The organism is Nonomuraea sp. NPDC050202 (assembly GCF_040656115.1).
Classification (GTDB): domain Bacteria; phylum Actinomycetota; class Actinomycetes; order Streptosporangiales; family Streptosporangiaceae; genus Nonomuraea.
Map to the genome: position 1 here is coordinate 488,799 of NZ_JBFALF010000004.1, position 17,015 is coordinate 505,813.

At 72.7% G+C, this 17,015-nt stretch carries 13 protein-coding genes and 1 pseudogene; 5 read left to right on the forward strand and 9 right to left on the reverse strand.

The window, feature by feature from the left end:
* Window positions 1-7: 7 nt before the first annotated feature.
* Genes AB0I79_RS16095 through AB0I79_RS16105 form a run of 3 tightly spaced genes read right to left on the reverse strand, consistent with a single transcriptional unit; the run spans window position 8 to window position 4,227 of the window.
* Window positions 8-1,108, reverse strand: a complete 1,101-nt coding sequence (locus tag AB0I79_RS16095) for a DUF2510 domain-containing protein (RefSeq protein ID WP_357872817.1) — start codon at window positions 1,106-1,108, stop codon at window positions 8-10.
* A 52-nt stretch (window positions 1,109-1,160) separates the two neighbouring features.
* A complete protein-coding gene (locus tag AB0I79_RS16100) occupies window positions 1,161-2,573 on the reverse strand; it encodes a hypothetical protein (protein ID WP_357872819.1) in 1,413 nt (470 codons plus the stop codon).
* 22 nt (window positions 2,574-2,595) lie between these two features.
* Window positions 2,596-4,227: a serine/threonine-protein kinase gene (locus tag AB0I79_RS16105; protein ID WP_357872821.1), complete on the reverse strand. Its 1,632-nt coding sequence runs from the start codon at window positions 4,225-4,227 to the stop codon at window positions 2,596-2,598.
* A gap of 195 nt (window positions 4,228-4,422) precedes the next feature.
* Here AB0I79_RS16105 and AB0I79_RS16110 point away from each other — a divergent pair, with 195 nt between their 5' ends.
* Window positions 4,423-4,635 carry a hypothetical protein gene (locus tag AB0I79_RS16110; protein WP_357873068.1) on the forward strand — a complete coding sequence of 71 codons (213 nt, stop codon included), beginning with the start codon at window positions 4,423-4,425 and terminating at the stop codon, window positions 4,633-4,635.
* Window positions 4,636-6,158: 1,523 nt separating this feature from the next.
* On the opposite strand, the pseudogene AB0I79_RS16115 reads toward AB0I79_RS16110, so the two are convergent.
* Both AB0I79_RS16115 and AB0I79_RS16120 read right to left on the reverse strand, forming a co-directional pair.
* Window positions 6,159-6,881: pseudogene (locus tag AB0I79_RS16115) on the reverse strand (serine/threonine-protein kinase); the annotation flags it as partial.
* Window positions 6,882-6,966: 85 nt separating this feature from the next.
* Entirely contained in the window at window positions 6,967-7,605 is a 639-nt protein-coding gene (locus AB0I79_RS16120) for a pyridoxamine 5'-phosphate oxidase family protein (protein ID WP_357872823.1), read from the reverse strand.
* Between the two features lie 71 nt (window positions 7,606-7,676).
* On the opposite strand from AB0I79_RS16120, the gene AB0I79_RS16125 reads away from it, so the two are divergent.
* On the forward strand, window positions 7,677-9,077 hold the full coding sequence (locus tag AB0I79_RS16125; RefSeq protein WP_357872826.1) for a PLP-dependent aminotransferase family protein: 1,401 nt from the start codon (window positions 7,677-7,679) through the stop codon (window positions 9,075-9,077).
* Here AB0I79_RS16125 and AB0I79_RS16130 read toward each other — a convergent pair.
* Window positions 9,055-10,227 (reverse strand): DegT/DnrJ/EryC1/StrS family aminotransferase, encoded by a 1,173-nt coding sequence (locus AB0I79_RS16130; RefSeq protein ID WP_357872828.1) that lies wholly within the window; start codon window positions 10,225-10,227, stop codon window positions 9,055-9,057. The two genes, AB0I79_RS16125 and AB0I79_RS16130, sit on opposite strands and share 23 nt — an antisense overlap.
* Window positions 10,224-11,306: a GNAT family N-acetyltransferase gene (locus AB0I79_RS16135; protein ID WP_357872831.1), complete on the reverse strand. Its 1,083-nt coding sequence runs from the start codon at window positions 11,304-11,306 to the stop codon at window positions 10,224-10,226. Before AB0I79_RS16135 ends, AB0I79_RS16130 begins: the two co-directional genes overlap by 4 nt.
* 153 nt (window positions 11,307-11,459) lie before the next feature.
* On the opposite strand from AB0I79_RS16135, the gene AB0I79_RS16140 reads away from it, so the two are divergent.
* The 3 genes from AB0I79_RS16140 (at window position 11,460) to AB0I79_RS16150 (ending at window position 14,790) form a co-directional block, all read left to right on the forward strand.
* Window positions 11,460-12,485, forward strand: coding sequence for a phosphotransferase family protein (locus AB0I79_RS16140; protein ID WP_357872834.1), 1,026 nt, complete (start codon window positions 11,460-11,462; stop codon window positions 12,483-12,485).
* 34 nt (window positions 12,486-12,519) lie between these two features.
* Window positions 12,520-13,272 (forward strand): SDR family oxidoreductase, encoded by a 753-nt coding sequence (locus AB0I79_RS16145; RefSeq protein WP_357872837.1) that lies wholly within the window; start codon window positions 12,520-12,522, stop codon window positions 13,270-13,272.
* Between the two features lie 210 nt (window positions 13,273-13,482).
* Window positions 13,483-14,790 (forward strand): xylan 1,4-beta-xylosidase, encoded by a 1,308-nt coding sequence (locus AB0I79_RS16150; RefSeq protein WP_357872840.1) that lies wholly within the window; start codon window positions 13,483-13,485, stop codon window positions 14,788-14,790.
* On the opposite strand, the gene AB0I79_RS16155 is transcribed toward AB0I79_RS16150, so the two are convergent.
* Both AB0I79_RS16155 and AB0I79_RS16160 read right to left on the reverse strand, forming a co-directional pair.
* Window positions 14,754-16,019, reverse strand: coding sequence for an acyltransferase (locus AB0I79_RS16155; RefSeq protein WP_357872843.1), 1,266 nt, complete (start codon window positions 16,017-16,019; stop codon window positions 14,754-14,756). The two genes, AB0I79_RS16150 and AB0I79_RS16155, sit on opposite strands and share 37 nt — an antisense overlap.
* Entirely contained in the window at window positions 16,012-16,965 is a 954-nt protein-coding gene (locus tag AB0I79_RS16160) for an alpha/beta hydrolase (protein ID WP_357872845.1), read from the reverse strand. Before AB0I79_RS16160 ends, AB0I79_RS16155 begins: the two co-directional genes overlap by 8 nt.
* Between the last annotated feature and the right edge of the window lie 50 nt (window positions 16,966-17,015).

Consider the following 17,015-nt stretch of genomic DNA (forward strand, 5'->3'; position numbering starts at 1 on the left):
CCACCGGTCAGGCGGGCTTGAGCGAGCTGAGAACCTTGCCGACCACGTCCGTGCCGAGATTGTCAGGAACGCTCACGTAGATGATCGCCGGGCTCTGGCCCTCGCCGCGATCCATCAGCACGATCGCCCCGTTCTCCTTCTTCCACTTGAAGTCGTTCTCCTCCGAGATCTTGGTGAAGTCGAGCTCGAACTGCAGCACCCACGCGTCCCGGTCGCCGATCTTCATGGCCTTGTCGGCGACGACCTTGCTCTCGTGCGCGAGCTGGTAGTACTGCGTGGAGAAGTGCACGAAGACGGCCTTGGCCGTGTCGCCCATGCCCGCGACGCCGCTGTAGGGGTAGAGCTCGTTCAGCACGCCCGTGTAGACGTTGCCGATCCAGTCGCTCTCGCCCTGGTAGTTGTCGTGGGAGACGGCCTTCACCCCGGCGGTCCACTGCTGGTCGGTGGCGCTGCCGCTGTTGACCTCGGCGGGGACCGCGACGCTCCAGTCGTCCGGCACCTGGAAGGAGACGCCGGCGCGCGGGTCGGTGACGGTGCCGTCGGCCGGCTGGGGGAACTCGCCGCCCTGGCTCGGCAGGGGCTGCTGCGGCGAGGGCTCGTTCGTGGGCGGCGGCTGCGGCTCGAACGTGTCGGACCGCCTCGGCTGCGCCGTGTTGCCGGAGTCGCCGCTGTTGAGGAAGAAGATCCCGGCGACCACGATCAACGCGAGCACGAGCAGCGCCGCCAGCCCGCCGAACACCCAGGGCAGCGGGTTGCCCTGCTTGGGCGGCGGCCCGTAGCCGGGGCCAGGCAGCGGCGCGCCGCCCCACTGCGGCGGCTGTTGCTGCTGCTGGGTGGGCGCGGTGGGCGCGCCGTAGGCTCCCTGCCCGTACGTCGGCTGGCCGAACTGGGCCGTGGGGTTCGCCGGTGTCGCCGCCCAGCCGGGGCCGGACTGGGGCTGGAGTTGCTGCTGCTGCGACGGGGGCTGGGGCCCGGAGGACGGCTGGGGCTGGGCGGCACCCTGCTCCTGCGCATGGGTCGCGTCCGTCCACTGGTTGCCGTCCCACCAGCGGAGCTGGGGCTCGCCGTAGGGGTCCGGGTACCAGCCCGCGGGGGTCTGCGTGGTCATGTTCGCCAGATTAGTAAGAAATCGCTTTGAGGTGCATGGGCGGAAGCAGCGATCAACACTTGTACGTGAAGCTCGCCTTGTCGGTGATCACCGGTCCCGGCGTGACGATCCGCAGCGTCGCGGTGGCCTTGACGCTGCTCCTGCCCTGTAACGTCCACCTCAGCGGCACGGTGTACGACGTCTGGCCGGCCTTCGTGCGCAGCGTTCCCTTGACGACTTCCTTGTCCAGGTTCTTGCGCCATTCATAGGTGATCTCCCCGGGCGCTCCGTTCGTGACGACGGTGCCGGTGATCATGACCGCGCTGCCGCAGCCCTGCGTCTTCTTCGGCGCCACCACGTTGATCGACTTCACCGCCAGGTCCGGCGCGCTGCCCAGCCTGAACCAGGCCAGGATCGCACCCGCCATGATCACGGCGAAGACGGCCGTGGCCAGGATCGTCCGCCGCCGCCGCGCCCGCGACGCCTTGGCCGGGCGCCCGCCAGGGCGGTGCACGGTGGAGACCTCGCCGCGCCCCTCCCGCCAGATCCGCTGGGCCGGCGTCTCCGGCTCCTGAGGCTGCGTGCCGACGCCGGGCCCGAACTGGAGCGGCCCCGCCGGCGGCCCCTGCGGTTGCGTGCCGACGCCGGCCCCCGACCGGAGCGGCCCCGCCGACTGGCCGGGCACGCGCAGGAGCGTGACGATGTCGCCCTCGTCCCGCGGCGTCGGGACCGGGGCCCGCGCGTACGACGGCGCCTGCGCGAACGCCGACCGCCCGCGTGCCGCTCTGGCCAGGCCTTCCCTGCTGATCCTGCCGCCGGGCAGCCGCCCCCGCTCGTTGACCAGCAGGTCGCGGGCGGTGCCCAGGCCCAGGGTCTGGGCGGTGGCCGCGACGCGTTCGAACAGCTCGGCCGGCTCGGGCGCGCCGCGCCCGAAGGAGGCGGCCAGGCCGCGGGCCAGCGAGGCCCAGCCCGCCGCGTCCCGCTCGCGTGGCGAGACCCGGGCGTGGATGGCGTCGGACAGGCCGCGCTCCGACAGCAGCGAGACGCCTTCCGCGGTGATCACCACCGTGCCCGGGTGCACCGAGCCGTGCGTGACCCCGGCCTCGTGCAGCGCGAGCAACGTCTGGGCGGTCTCCACCAGCAGGGACGCCGCCCCGTTCGGGTCGATGGGCGCGGCGGCCATCAGGTCGGCCAGCGTGGGGCTGACCGCCTGCGCGGTGAGCAGCCACACCTGGTCGCCGGCCGCGACCACGTCGGCCACGGGGATCAGCCCGGTCAGCCCGGCCAGCACGAGCCGCTGATCGGTCATGACCGCCTGCACGACGCGGTCGCGCACGCCGGGCAGGCCGATGACCTTGGGGTCGAACAGCAGGGCGCCCGCCCTGCGGCCGTCGGGCGAGATGGCGTCGATCCAGTTGCCGAGCTCGGTCATCCAGGTGTGCTCGGTGAGCCGGAATCCGGCGATACCGTTTCCAGGGTTGTCCATCGCCGTTGCCCCCCGGCCGCGTCTAGCGCTTCCTTCTGTGGCGTCCCGCCATGCGGCGCCTCACCGCAAGTGTGACCGGTAGCGCGCCCGTCGTCACCAGGCCCAGGGCGAGCAGCGCGCCGGCGGCAGCCAGTCGCGGCTGCTCGGGCGTGAGCGTGGGATCCTGACCGCCGCCGTCCGGCTCCTCGGTCCCCCCGCTCGTGGGGGTCTGCGTGGGTGAGGACGTGGTGGCCGTCGGGGTCGGGGTCACCGGGACCGGGGTCGGGGTCGCGCGCGGAGTGGTCGGCCTGGCGGAGGGCGTACGGTCCTCCACGTTGCCGCTCGCCTCCGGCTCGGAGGTCTGCGTGGGCGTGGGTGTGCGGCTCGGGGTGGGCTTCCTCGTCCTGGGCGGCGTCTTCACCGGGGTGGGGGTGGCCGTCCTGGTGGGCGTGGCGGTCGTCGGCTGGACGACCGGCGGCGCGGCGGTGGCCGAGTCCGTCGGGGTGGGATCGGGAGTGGTCTGGTCGAGGGTGGGCTCGGCGGTCTCCTCGGGCACCGTCTCCTCGGGCTCGGGCTCGGGCGTGAACGCCTCCGTGGTGGCCGGCGTGACCGTGCTGGTCCCCGCCTGCAGCACCGGCTCGGCCGATCCCGCGGTGAGGATGACCACGATCGCCGCGACCAGCACGCCGACGCCGACTCCTGCCAGGGCGAGCTTGGCGGGGAGCTTGCTCAGCAGCCGCGTCGGCTCGGCGAAGCGGGTCTCGGCGAGCGAGGTCTGCGTCTCGGCCGGCTCCTCCAGCGCGCTGGGGAAGAGCAGCACCAGCAGGCCCGCCAGGGCCGCCAGCCGGCGCCGTCCGCGCTCCTCCCAGTCGGGGCCGTACGCCTCGGTCGCGACGGCCTCCAGCTCGGTCAGGAACGCCTCGGCCGACGGTGGCCGCTCGGCCGGGTCCTTGGCCAGGCCGCGCTCGACCAGCCCCTGCAGCGGCCCGGGAACCTCGTCGACCGGCACCGGCGCGCTCTGGTGCTGGCGGGCCAGCGCCGCCATGTTGGGCGCGCGGAAGGGGCGCATGCCGGTCAGGCACTCGAAGAACACGACGGTGGCCGCGTACACGTCGGTCGCGGGCCTCGGCGGCGAGCCCGACCACTGCTCGGGCGCCATGTACGGCGGCGTGCCCGCGGCGTTGGCGTCCTCCCCGACCCGGACGGCGATGCCGAAGTCCACGAGCTTGCTGGTGCCGTCGCCGCGCACCATGACGTTCTCGGGCTTGAAGTCGCGGTGCACGACCCCGATCGCGTGCGCCGAGGCCAGGCCGAGCAGCGAGCCCTTGAGCACGGTCAGCGCCGCCTCGGGCCCGGTGGGGCCCTCGGACCTGAGGAGCTCGCGCAGCGACACGCCGTTGATCAGCTCCATGATGATGGCGGCGCCCTGCCCGGCCTCGACGTAGTCGATCAGCCGGGCGTGGTACTGGCTCTGCAGCGTGGCCAACAAGCGGGCCTCGTGCCGGAACCGCGCGACGAACCCGACATCGGCTCTCAGCTCGTCGCTGAGGTACTTGATGGCGACTTCCGCGCCGTCGTGGTCACGCCTGGCGAGGACCACCCGACCGGCCGCGCCCGAGCCGAGCTCGCGCACCTCGGTGTAGCCGGGGACCCCCCATGGCCCATTCCCGTGCATAACGGACTCCTCTGGAGTTCAGTGGGCCCCCACCCTCATCAAACGGTCCGTAGCTTAACCAGAGGGAACCGTTTTCCCGCTACCGATATACGACAACTGGAGAAATGTCACTCAACAGTGCCTGGGGAGTCAGGGTCCGGCTCCTTCGTCGGCTCCTTGGTCGGCTCCTTCGTGGGCTCCTTGGTCGGTTCCTTGGTGGGTTCCTTCGTGGGCTCCTTGGTCGGTTCCTTGGTGGGTTCCTTGGTGGGTTCCTTGGTGGGTTCCTTGGTGGGTTCCTCCTCCGGGCACTTCGGCGTGGTGCCGCTGCGGGTGGCGGTGCCGTTGGCCGCCGCGGGAGCGGTGGAGGCCGTCACGGACCAGCTCGTGCCGCAGGGCAGCCGCGCCTCGTGGCCGAGGGTCCGGGTGTAGGAGGTCTCGCCCGACAGGGTGACCGTCCGGGTGCTCGTGGACTCGCCGGCCCTGAACCGGACGGTGAGCCGTACCGGCTGGGTGTTGCCCGTGGTGACGCTGACCGGCGCGCTGAGCCCGCCCCTGGTGCCGACCTCGCCGATGGCGACCCGCCGCACCTGCGGCGGGCAGGGTACGGAGACGCGCGCGGTGTCGGTCCTGTCGCCCGCGCTCACCTGCACCGACAGCGTCGAGCCGCAGGGACGGGCCCTGAAGGCGTGCCTGAACGTCTCGTTGTACGAAGCGCGCCCCGACAACGTCGCGGACCGGGTGGAGACCGGGTCGCCGTTGACCGAGAAGCGGGCGCTGACCGGGATCTCGCCGGTGCCGCTCGCCGTGACCCGGACCCACGCGGTGGCGGTGCGGGCGGGGGCGGCGGGCAGGTTGAGCGTGACGTTCAGCGCGGTCACCCTGGTCGGGCAGGCCGGCAGGGTCAGGGAGGCCGAGCGGGGGCCACCGGCGGGCGCGGGGGAGGTGGTGACGGTCAGCGTGACCGTCTTGCCGCACGGGCGCTCGCCCATCGGCCAGGTCAGCCGCTGGCTGTAGGTGCCGGCGCCGCTGAGGCGTACGCGCTCGGTGCGGCCGGCCTCGCCGGTCGCCGTCCAGGTCGCGATGGCGGTGACGGCGCCGGTGCCGCTGGTGCGCAGGCCGATGGTGCCGGCGGCCACGCCGTTCTCGCCGATCGTGAGCTCGCCCACGGTCACGGCCAGCACCGAGGTGACCGGCGGCGGCTCGTCGGTGGTGGGCGTGGTGGGCGGAGTGGTGGGCGGAGTGGTCGGAGGTGTCGTGGGTGGCGTCGTGGAGGGTGTCGTGGGAGGTGTGGTGGACGGCGTCGTGGGGGGTGTGGTGGAGGGGGTGGTGGGAGGGGTGGTGGGCGCGCTGGTGGTGGGCCGGTTCGTCGCAGGGCGGGTGGTGCCGTCCGGAGGCCGCGGCCGGGAGGTCTCCCGGTCCTGATCGGGCGGGTTCGCTTCCGGCGAGGTCTGCGGTACGACCTGGGGCGTGAGGCCGGGCTCCGGGAGCGAGGATTCGGGATCCGTCGATCCGGGAGGCGAGGATCCGGGCGGGTCGGGCTCCTCCGTGCTCGGCGTCCCGGCGACCGGCGCGGTCGCGATCCGGCTCGGCGGCACGGCCACCGCCGCCCCGACCGGCTGCTCTGGCGGCTGCCGGTTGACCAGGACGATCACCACCGCCACGGCCGCCACCGCGCTCACCGCGCCGCCCATGGCCAGCCGCCGGGTGTTGTTCGTCCGCGCCATGCGCCGCGCGCTCTCGCCGAGCCTCCCGCGCACGCGGTCGAACACGGTTCTGGCCAGCGACGTGGCGGTCTCGGGCGGGGCCGGCTGGGGCGTGGGCAGCAGCAGGGCCAGCAGGGCCACGAGCGCGGCCAGCCGCCGCTTCCCCCGCTCCTCCCAGTCCTCCCCGTACGCCGCCGCGGCCACGGCCTCCAGCTCCGTTACGAACGTCAGCGCCCCGTCGGGCCGCCGCGCCGGGTCCTTGGCGAGCCCGCGCCGGATCAGGTCACGTACGGGCTCCGGCGCGTCGTGGAAGGGCACAGGTGCGTGGACGTGCTGGTACCCCAGGACGCTGGGCTCGGTGGACCGGTACGGCCGGTGCCCGGTCAGGCACTCGAAGAAGACGGCCGTGGCCGCGTACACGTCGGTCGCGGGGGAGGCCGTCCCGCCCTCCCACAGCTCCGGCGCCATGTACGGGGGAGTGCCCTCCGGGTGGACGGCGGTGCCCTGGCGTACCGCGATGCCGAAGTCGACGAGCTTGCTGGCCCCGTCGTCCCGGACGAGCACGTTCTCGGGCTTGTAGTCCCGGTGCACGAGCCCCATGGCGTGCGCCCTGGCCAGGCCCAGCAGCGAGCCCTTCAGCACGACGAGCGCGGCCTCGGGCTCGGTCGTCCCGCTCTCGCGTAACAGGGCGCGCAGCGAGACGCCGTTGACCAGCTCCATCACGATGGCCGCGCCGCCGTCGTCCTGGATGTACTCCCACATCGTGGCGATGTTCGGATCGCGCAGCGTGGTGAGCAGCCGGGCCTCCGACTGGAACCTGGCCAGGGCGGAGGGATCCCGCAGCAGCTCCTGGGACAGGTACTTGATCGCGACCTTGACGCCGGTCTCGTCGTGCACGGCGAGCACCACGCGCCCGCTCGCGCCTGCCCCTAGCTGGTTGATCTCTGTATAACCGGGAGCGCTCCACTCCATTTGCCTCTCCCATCAGGAGCCGGCCCACCTGATGAGACGTACGATCAAGGAGTCAGGTTTTCCAGGTGGTTCCGGATTTATGGAACTACTCCCGATGGAGGATGTGAACCGGTACCTCGATACCTTCTGGGAGCACCGAATCCGGCTCGGGCGCGCCCCAGCTCGTGACCAGGGGCAGCACCCCGGCCCACACCGGCAGGTCGTAGTCCTCCTCCTCGTCCTTCGGCGCGCCGCGCCTGATCTTGACCGACGCCTCCTCCAGCGACAGCGCCAGCACGGCCGTGGCGGCCAGCTCCTTGCGCGACGGCCGGCGCACGTAGTCCCACTGGCCGGGCGCGAGCTGCTCGGCCAGGGCACGCAGCCCGGCCATGCGCTCGTCGGGGTCGGTCACCAGGCGGGCCGTGCCGTAGATCATGGCCGAGCGGTAGTTGACGGAGTGGTGGAAGATCGAGCGGGCCAGCACGATGCCGTCCAGGTGGGTGACCGTGACGCAGACGTCGGTGCCCTCGCCGGCGCGCAGGGAGGCCGCGCCGGTGGAGCCGTGCAGGTAGAGGGTGTCGCCGATGCGCCCGTAGCCGGTGGGCACGACCATGGGGTGGCCGTTCACGACCACGCCCAGGTGGCAGATCAGGCCCGTGTCGAGCACCTCGTACAGGTCGTCCCTGTCGGTGCTGCCGCGTTCCTTCGAGCGGCCCAGCGTGGTGCGTGGTGTGGTGGAGAGCATGATTCGACGGTAACGACGAAGTGGACCTATCCTGTAGGGCCACTACCAGCCCCTTTCAAGAGACCACTTCCATGCGTACCCATGTTGACCTGCCGGTCTCCCTCTCGCGCGACTCGGCCGAACCTCTCACCGCGCAGCTCGTCACCTGGCTGCGCGGCGCCATGCTGGACGGCACGCTCGCGTCCGGCGAGCGGCTGCCGTCCACGCGGGCCCTGGCCGCCCAGCTCGGGGTGAGCAGGACCGTGGTGACGGAGGCGTACCAGCAGCTCTACGCCGAGGGCTGGCTGGACGGGCGGCACGGATCCGGCACGTTCGTGGCCGACATCAAGATCGGCGTCGAGACCGGTATGGAGCGGGCGCCCAGGCAGCCCGCCGGGGGCGCGTACGTGCCGGCCAGGCAGCCGCCGAAGGACCTGATCAACCTCACGTCCGGCGCCCCCTGGGTGCGCGACTACGACCAGGCGGCGTGGAAGCGGGCCTGGCGCAGGGCCGCCGACCTGCCACCCGGCGACTCGCCCGACATGTACGGCCTGCCGCGCCTGCGCGAGCTGCTCGCCGACCACCTCAGGCGTGCCAGGGGCATGGCCGTCGGCCCCGAGAACATCCTGGTCACCCGCGGCACCGGCAACGGGCTCGACCTCTGCGCGATGGCCCTGCTCGGCCCGGGTGCCAGGGCCGGGGTGGAGGACCCTGGCTACCGGGTGGCGCGCACGGTGTTCGCCGCCAGGGGCGCCGAGGTGGTGCCCTGCCCGGTGGACGAGGACGGCGTGATCGTGGACGGCCTGCCGGGGGATCTGCGCGTGCTCTACACCACGCCCGCCCACCAGTTCCCGCTGGGCGGCCGGCTGCCGATCCCGCGCAGGGAGCGGCTGCTGGCCTGGGCGGGGAGCACGGGCGCGACGATCGTGGAGGACGACTACGACGCCGAGTTCCGCTACGACGTCGCCCCGCTGCCCGCGCTCTACGGCCTCGACCCCTCGCGGGTGGTGCTGCTCGGCACGCTGTCCAAGATCCTCGCCCCGGACGTGGGCGTGGGCTGGCTGGTGGGCGAGCCGGAGCTGGTGAGCAGGATCGCCGCCCTGCGCTGGGCGGTGGCCGACCGCACCAGCGGCCCCGTCCAGCAGGCCGTGGCCACCCTCCTGGAGCGCGGCGACATCGACCGGCACCTGCGCAGGATGCGCCTGGAGTACGCGCGCCGCCGCGCCGCCGTCGTCGAGATCCTCGGCCCCGCCTGCCGCCTGCGCGGCGACACGGCCGGGCTGCACGTCCTGGCCGAGCTGCCCGCGGCGCTGGTTCCGGGCGTGGTCGAGCGGGCCGGGCAGCGCGGTGTCATGCTCGACTCCACCGAGCACCACCACCACGGCCGCACCCGGCTGCACGGCCTGGTGATCGGGTACGGCTCCGCCTCGCTGCCCGACGTGCGCCGGGGCTGCGAGATCGTCGCCGAACTCATCCGTGAGGCCCGGTCGTAGGCCCAGTCGTGGGCCCAGTTGTAGGCCCAGTTGTAGGCGGGGTCGCGGGCGGTCGCAGGCGGCGCAGGACAGGCAGCGAGCGGGCGGTGTACATCGGGTCCACCGGCAGCACGTGCCGGGCCCACCAGCGGGCCGGGGCGGGGTCGTGGGGGTGCTCGGTGTAGCCGGGGGCGTAGTCGTCGTAGGCGGGGTCGTACAGGTAGCCCGTGGACACGCCGTGCCGTTCCAGCTCCTCGATGGCCGCGTCCCTGTCGCGGACCAGCAGCGGCACCCGGAACAGCGGCCGGGACAGGTCGTCGAGCACGGCGGGCGCGACCGTGGGCAGCTCGGCCAGGCGTTGCACGCCTGCCAGCCGGCGCGCCCGGTCGCGGGGCACCCGGGCCAGGCGCCGCTCCTGGTACCAGCGGACCAGCGGGCCGCGGCGGGCGCGGTAGTGGTGCAGGTCGGCGCGTACCCAGGGGTCGAAGGGCGGCAGCGAGGGGGCCTGCTTGAGCGCCAGCTCCAGCTCCTCGGCGCGCACCGGGATGCGGTAGCCCTCGCGGGGCTCCTGCATGCCGAGGCGGCGCATGAGCTTGAGCGCGGGCCGGACGAGGTCGAACTTGAGCGCCGCCTGGCGGGCCGTGGAGGTGGCCACGCTCCACAGGTCGGCGCGCAGGGAGCCGCGGGTCAGCAGCTCGTCGCGGGCACGGGCCAGGGCCCGCAGGTCGGACTCGGCCTCGACGGTGAGCACCCCGCCGGAGCCCGCGCCCGGGTGCTTGGACAGGCTGAAGACCGAGGCGTGCCCGAACGTGCCGAGCGGGCGGCCGCCGAGGTCGCTCTCCATGGCGTGCGCCACGTCCTCGACGAGGATCTTCCCGGCGAAGGCGGGGGCGTCGTCGGGCAGGCCGTACAGGTTGGTGGTCAGGACCGCGTCCACGGTGTCGAGGTCCACCCGGGCGACGTCGATGTTGCCGTCACGGGGGGACAGCGGCGCGATCACCGGGATCAGCCCGGCGGCCAGCACGAGGAAGAGGATCTCGTCGGCGGAGATCGGGGACATCAGCAGCCGCTGCCCGGGCAGGCACCAGTGGCGTAGTGCCAGGTAGAGCCCCAGACGGTTGGACGGCAGCGACAGGCAGTGACGGCCCGTTCGCTCTGCGATGTACTTCACCGTTGTAGGACGGTACGCAGTCTTCCATACGTTTTCAAGGTTTTGTCCGCCGTTTTGAGCAATATCGGGTTGGCCATGACCGTGGCACGCGTCTTGCGTACCGGCACCCGCATCACCCAGTGCACGCCCGCCGCCGGGCCGAGCCTGGCCACCCGGCCCTCGGCCACCTCCAGCTCGCCGTTCTTGAGCTTGTCCTTGTACTCCTTCTCGCCCCGCCCCATGTCGATGATCTCGATGCCGGCCTGGCAGGCGCGCTCGGCCATCGCCAGGTGGTGGATGAGGCCGGGGGAGTACTTCGCGAAATGGGTGTCGTAGGCGGGGAACCAGCCGGCCAGCGTCGTACGCGTACGCAGCCCGAAATGCCCGGCCATCGGCCGGCCGTCCACGTACACCATGTCGAGCACCCCGGCGAAGCTGTCGGACTGGGTGGCCAGCAGCCGCTCGACCAGCTCCACGATCCACGGGTGGGCGAACCGGTCGGCGCGGCCGGTGCGGCGGTACTGGTCGGTCTTCCAGCCCAGCAGCGTGCGCAGGGGCTCCACGTCGGTGGTCGCGTAGTCGTGACGCAGCGGGCCCGCCTCGCGCTGCAGCTTGCGCGACTTGGCCAGGGTGGTCTTGTACGTCTTGCCGGAGTGCTGGCGAAGTGACTGTGTGTAGTTGTCCCAGCCGTCACGAAGGTCGATGATCGGGGACGGGAATCGTTCGTGGCGCGCGTTCAGCAGCGGCTGCCCGGAGACCAGGTGGTCGAACTCGTACACCGACAGCCCGCACTGCTTCAGCAGCCACAGCGGGTGGATCCGCACGTCCTTGACGTGCACGAGGCCCTGCGCGTCCGTGAGCCCGGCCGCGACCGGCTTGCCGATGCCGAGAGGATGTCGCTCAAAGGGGAAGAATCCCACGATCTCGGGGCCGTCGTGGATGACGGCGACACGTACGACATCTCGGAGTTCGCCCACCGTAAGGGTGAATTCTGGGGACAGGAAGGGGTTGTCGAAGGCGTTGTCCGCTTCTTGCAGGGCACGCCAGCGGCACACTTCGGATTCGCCCAGCTCACGGGGTAGGGCAAGGGTGACGTGCATGGGCTCCTACTGTCAGCACACTCTCCGGGCAAGCTGAGGGCCAGGGTGTACTGCCACATTAAAGGATCTCACGCGATGCCGTAGCCGCAGCTCCGGAACGTTACATAACTCCCAGTATGTCTTCAGGACCGAGTGACGTTCTAATGTGTGACCATGACCGTACCTGGCATCGACCACCCCCAGCTGGTCGCCTGGATGGGCCGGAACGTGCCCGACGCCGGCGAGCCCCTGTCCGTCTCGCTGATCTCCGGCGGCCGGTCGAACCTGACCTATCTGGTCGAGGCCAGGGAACGCCGGCTGGTGCTGCGCCGCCCGCCCCTGGGCCACGTGCTGCCGACCGCCCACGACATGCGCCGCGAGTGGCGGGTCATCTCGGCGCTCGCGCCGACGCCCGTGCCGGTGCCGGAGCCCGTCGCGTTCTGCGGCGACGAGGACGTGATCGGCGCGCCGTTCTACCTCATGGGGCACGTCGAGGGGGAGGCCGTACGGAGCCGGGAGCAGCTCGGCGACCGGACGCCCCAGCAGACGCGGCGGCTGTCGGAACGGCTGGCCGAGGTGCTGGCCGGCATCCACGCCGTGGACTACCGCGAGGTGGGGCTCGGCGACTTCGGGCGGCCGGAGGGGTACATGGCCAGGCAGCTCGACCGGTGGTGCCAGCAGTGGGAGCGGTCGAAGACGGCCGACCTGCCCGACTACGACCACCTCGTGACGCGGCTGCGGGAGCGGCTGCCCGCCGAGGCGGCGGGCACGCTGGTGCACGGCGACTACCGGCTGGACAACACGCTGCTGCGGCTCGGGGACCTGGAGATCGCGGCCGTGGTGGACTGGGAGATGTCCACGCTCGGCGATCCGCTGGCCGACCTGGGGCTGACGCTGACGTACTGGCACGATCGCGGCGACGAGGAGCGGGCGAGCATCCCGGTGGCGGGGGACGTGACGGTGGCGCCCGGGTTCATGAACGCCGCGGAGTTCGCCGCCCACTACACCAAGGTGTCCGGCCGCGACATCGCGGACCTCGGGTTCTACGTGGCCTTCGGCAACTTCAAGCTCGCCGTCATCGTGGAGGGTATCCACGCCCGCTTCCGGCAGGGTAAGACCGTGGGAGAGGGGTTCGACCGCATCGGCGCGGCCGTGCCCACTCTGATCGCCCGCGCGCACCGGATGCTCGACCAGCAATGACCACCTCGCCCCTCCATCCCCCGCAAGGAGCGTCATGAGCACTGTTGCACTGATCACCGGAGCCGCGAGCGGCATCGGCGCCGCCGTGGCCCGGCGCCTGTCGACGGGCGGCGTCAGGTGCGTCCTCGTCGACATGGACGGCGAGGGGGTCGAGCGGCTGGCCAAGGAGCTGGACGGCGCGTGGCTGGCCGCCGACGTCAGCACCGAGGAGGCCTCGCTGGAGGCCGTCGCGCTGGCCGAGCAGCGGTACGGGCGGCTCGACCTCGTCCACCTCAACGCCGGAATCTCCGGGCGGGTGGACCTGGCCGACTTCGACCTCGCCCGCTACCGCCAGGTCGTCGGGGTGAACATGGACGGCGTCGTCTTCGGCGTACGGGCCACCATGCCGCTGCTGCTGCGCTCCGGCGGCGGCGCGATCGTCGTCACCTCGTCGCTGGCCGGGCTCACCGCCTTCTCCGGCGACCCGATCTACACGATGACCAAGCACGCCGTCGTCGGCCTGGTCAGGGCGCTGGCCGAGCCGCTGGCCGCGCAGAACGTACGCATCGGCGCGGTCTGCCCCGGCTTCACCGACACGCCGCTGGTGGCCGAGGCGCGGGAGATGTTCGTCAACGCCGGCTTCCCGCTGCTCAACGCCGAGGACGTGGCCGCCGCCGTCGAATCCGCCTTCTACGCCGAGACTCCCGGCACGCTCCTCATCGTGCAGCCGGGCCGGCAGCCCGTCCCGTACCGCTACGCCGGCGTTCCCGGCCCGGCGGGAGGGCAGCGGCCGCCACGCGAAGATTGACGGCAAGCGGCTTGCAAGCGGGACGATTAGCGTAAAGAGGGCTGGACTTGTGTCCAGCCCTTGTACGTTCGCGGACCTTGTAGGTTCGTGGTTCCCCCAACGTCTCGCGAGGATGAGGAGCGTTCAGTGATTCCGACCGACGGCCGACACGCGCGCCGACGATCGCCATGGCCGATCGCACTTGGAGCCGGCATTCTCGCGGTCGTACTGGTGGCGGGCATCATGGTGTACGCCGCGATGCGGACGCAGGAGCGGAGCGTGTTCAAGGGCAGCGAGGTGGCCACGAAGGCGCCCACGGAGCCCGCGCCCCAGCTCTCCGAGCCTCCGCCGCTGGAGAACTGGCCGCGCTGGGGCGTCACCCACACGCAGTACAGCGCCGACAACGAGCCGCAGGCCGTCGCGGACGAAGCCAGAGGCGTGCTCGGCCGGGTCCCCATGCTGCAGAACCAGCACATCATGGGCTGGGGCGTCGGCAACCCGGAGCCCAGCCCCGGCCAGTTCAACTTCGTCGACCTCGACCGGCGGCTGACGTTCATCTCGTCCTCGCGGGGCGTCCCGGTGATCACGCTCTGCTGCGCGCCCGACTGGATGAAGGGCGGGCAGGCCGGGCGTACGGACTGGAGCAAGAACCACACGGTCGCCCCCGAGAGGGAGCACTTCGACGACTTCGCCAAGCTCGCGGTGCGGGTGGCCAAGCAGTACCCGACGGTCAAGCACTACCTGGTGTGGAACGAGTTCAAGGGCTTCTGGGACCCGGCCACCAACCGGTGGGACGCCGAGGCGTACACCGAGCTGTACAACAAGGTCTACACGGCGCTGAAGAAGGTGAACAAGGAGATCCAGGTCGGCGGCCCCTACGTGCCGATCGGCAGCACCGCGCGCGCCCAGGGCCCGTCCGAGCTGAGCGGCCCCTGGGGCACGGTGGACCAGCGGGCGCTGGACGCCGTCAAGTACTGGATCGAGCACAAGAAGGGCGCCGACTTCATCGTCGTGGACGGCGCCTCGATGACCAACGACAAGGGCAACGTGCCGAACGACTTCGCCGCCCAGGCCAAGTTCAGCGCCATCACCACGTGGTTGCGGCAGGAGAGCGACGACCTGCCGGTGTGGTGGGCCGAGTGGTACGTCGAGCCAGAGAACTCGCAGTGGAGCGAGGACAAGCGCACCGCCGTCCAGGCGGCCGCGCTCATGGAGTTCGCCAAGAGCGGGGTCACCACCGCCCTCTACTGGAACCCGCAGATGAAGGGGGAGGGCGAGTGCGCCGGGTGCCTCTGGGGGCCCAAGGTGGGCGGCGAGCTGCCCATGGCGGGGCTGCTCAGCGGGTTCACCAAGTGGTTCCCCGCGGGGGTGGAGGTGCAGGAGGTGCAGACCTCCGACCCCAAGGTGAAGGCGATGGGCCAGGCCAGCCAGGTCGTGATGGTGAACACCTCCGACCGGGAGGTCTCCGCCACCGTTGACGGGCGGCAGGTCACGTTGCGGCCCTACGAGATCAAGTGGTCGGGGCGCGGCGGCGCGTGAGTCCGTGAGCCGCGGGGCGGGGGCGTGTCGGTCCGTGAGCCGCGGGCCGGAGGCGCGTCCGGCCGTGAGGTGCGGCGTGGGCGCTCGTGGCCGCGGAAGGCCGCCCAGCACGCCGCCAGCGCCACGGCGAACACCGGCAACCAGGCCAGCCTGGCCACCACCCAACCGGCCGAGTCCGGGGCGGTGTGCAGGCCGGGCAGGGCCTGGCCGGCGAGCAGGCCGAGGGCGGTGACGGCGATCATGGCGGTCTGGTGCCAGAGGAAGATCGTGATCGCGGAGAGGTTCGCCAGCGCGACGGCGGCCCAGGCCACCGGCCGCCGCAGGATCCGGCGCAGGGGGCCGAGCAGCAGCAGGGCCGCTCCGCACTGGGCCAGGCCGAAGGTGACGGCCGCGAGGGTGGGCGGGTCGAGGTTGGAGATCTCCGCGCCCGGCACGCCCACCATGGCCGCCGGGTAACCCGCCCACAGGACGAGCCCGGCGGTGGCGCCTGTCCCGCCGAGCAGCAGCGCCCATCCGGTCCCCCGTCCCGGCAGGCCGCCGGTACCGGCCCCGACCCGTCCCAGCGCGCCGCCTGGACCGCCCCTGACCCGTTGCAGCGCGCCGCCGCCTTGTCCCCAGGACAAGCCCAGGCAGTAAGGCACCGCCCAGCCCGCCACCACGTTCACCCCGCCGAGCCAGGCGGGGCCGTCCAGGCCGTACCGGACCAGGTCCACCAGCGCGACGACGGCGAGCGGCCAGGCCGGATGCAGCCTGGTGACCAGCGGGGTCGCGGCCGTCAGCACGGTGAGGACCAGCAGGAACCACAGCGGCGACCACACCAGCTTGGCCAGCGAGGTCACGCTGGCAAGCCCGACACCGCAGGCGAGCATCGCGACCGCGATCACCACCCACACCAGCACCACGGCGGCCACCGGCCGGAACAGGCGCGCCAGCCGCCGTCCGAGCCACACCCGGTAGCCGATGCCGGGAACGGCACCGCCGCGGGCCGCCACCATCCCGGCCACCAGGAAGAACACCGCCAGCGTCTGGAACAGCCAGGAGACGGGCGCGAGCTGGGGCAGCTCCCGCAGCGGGCTGGCGGCGCGCACGGTGCCGCTGTCGGTCACCAGGGCCGTCACCAGCCAGTGCCCGAGCACCACCCCGAGGATGGCCAGCGCGCGCAGCCCGTCCAGCCCGCGATCGCGATCCGCCGGGGTCGCCGTCTCGACGCGTTCGAGCAGGTCACGCATCCGGAGCCACCCCCGACACGATCGCGGCGACGTTGCGCAGGAACAGGGAGCCGGGCCGCAGGTAGTCGCTGTGGCCGCCGTCGCCCGCCGCGAAGACGCGCGCGCCCGACGACGGGGAGACGGGGTCCAGACCGAGCCCCAGAGTGAGGAACGGCAGCCGGAGCTGCACGTGAGGCACGTTCGCGATCCAGTCCCGGGTGCCGCGGGCGGCCCAGACGGGGGCGGGGGTGCGCAGCGGGCCGCTGGTGCCGGTGCCGGGCCCGCCGTACAGGACGATGTTCGCCACGTCGCCCAGCCCGGCCGCGGCCCGCCCGCAGACGACGGCGCCGTAGGAGTGGCACAGCAGCGACACCCTGGCGGGGCCCAGCTCGCGTACCAGCGACTGGAGCCCCGGGACGGCCTCGTCCGCCCGGCCGGTCGTCAGGACGGCGGCGCCGAGCGTGCTCGGGGTCCGGTAGCCGAGCCAGGCGACGACCGCGGCCCGATCGCCCAGCTCCCGCTGGAGCGCCAGCGCGCCGGCGCGCAGCCGCCCGTAGGTGTCGAGGCCGGTGTCCGAGCCGGGCACCAGCACGGCCACCCGCGCGGCCCCGGCCAGGTCGCCGAAGACCTCCGCGGAGCGCCCCCCGGCACGCCCGTCGAAGCACAGGAACCGCCGCCCCGGCTCCGCCATCGCGCGCAGCGCCGCGGCCCGGCGCGCCTGGCCGCGCCCGGCAGCCATCCGCTCGGCCGCCAGGATGCCCTGGCGGACGGCGGCGTACCGGGCCTCGGTCAGACCCCCTGGCGGCCGGTTCGGCGCGGGAGCGGGGACCTCGGAGCCCGCCAGGGGCACCACCACGGACGTGGCCAGGACGGCGGTGAACACCTTCCGGCGCAGCCGGGCGGGCACGGGCAGCCGGGCGAGCAGGGGCAGCCGGGCGAGCGGGGTACGGCGCGAACGGGTGGACATGCGGCGAACCTATGGATCACGCCCCGTCGTCGGCGTCCCACCTGGGAGTG

Bases quoted from the DNA above. Each gene is read 5' to 3' on its own strand.
- AB0I79_RS16095 (WP_357872817.1), bottom strand. From the start codon at position 1,108: ATGACCACGCAGACCCCCGCGGGCTGGTACCCGGACCCCTACGGCGAG.
- AB0I79_RS16100 (WP_357872819.1), bottom strand. From the start codon at position 2,573: ATGGACAACCCTGGAAACGGTATCGCCGGATTCCGGCTCACCGAGCAC.
- AB0I79_RS16105 (WP_357872821.1), bottom strand. From the start codon at position 4,227: ATGCACGGGAATGGGCCATGGGGGGTCCCCGGCTACACCGAGGTGCGC.
- AB0I79_RS16120 (WP_357872823.1), bottom strand. From the start codon at position 7,605: ATGCTCTCCACCACACCACGCACCACGCTGGGCCGCTCGAAGGAACGC.
- AB0I79_RS16125 (WP_357872826.1), top strand. From the start codon at position 7,677: ATGCGTACCCATGTTGACCTGCCGGTCTCCCTCTCGCGCGACTCGGCC.
- AB0I79_RS16135 (WP_357872831.1), bottom strand. From the start codon at position 11,306: ATGCACGTCACCCTTGCCCTACCCCGTGAGCTGGGCGAATCCGAAGTG.
- AB0I79_RS16140 (WP_357872834.1), top strand. From the start codon at position 11,460: ATGACCGTACCTGGCATCGACCACCCCCAGCTGGTCGCCTGGATGGGC.
- AB0I79_RS16145 (WP_357872837.1), top strand. From the start codon at position 12,520: ATGAGCACTGTTGCACTGATCACCGGAGCCGCGAGCGGCATCGGCGCC.
- AB0I79_RS16155 (WP_357872843.1), bottom strand. From the start codon at position 16,019: ATGCGTGACCTGCTCGAACGCGTCGAGACGGCGACCCCGGCGGATCGC.
- AB0I79_RS16160 (WP_357872845.1), bottom strand. From the start codon at position 16,965: ATGTCCACCCGTTCGCGCCGTACCCCGCTCGCCCGGCTGCCCCTGCTC.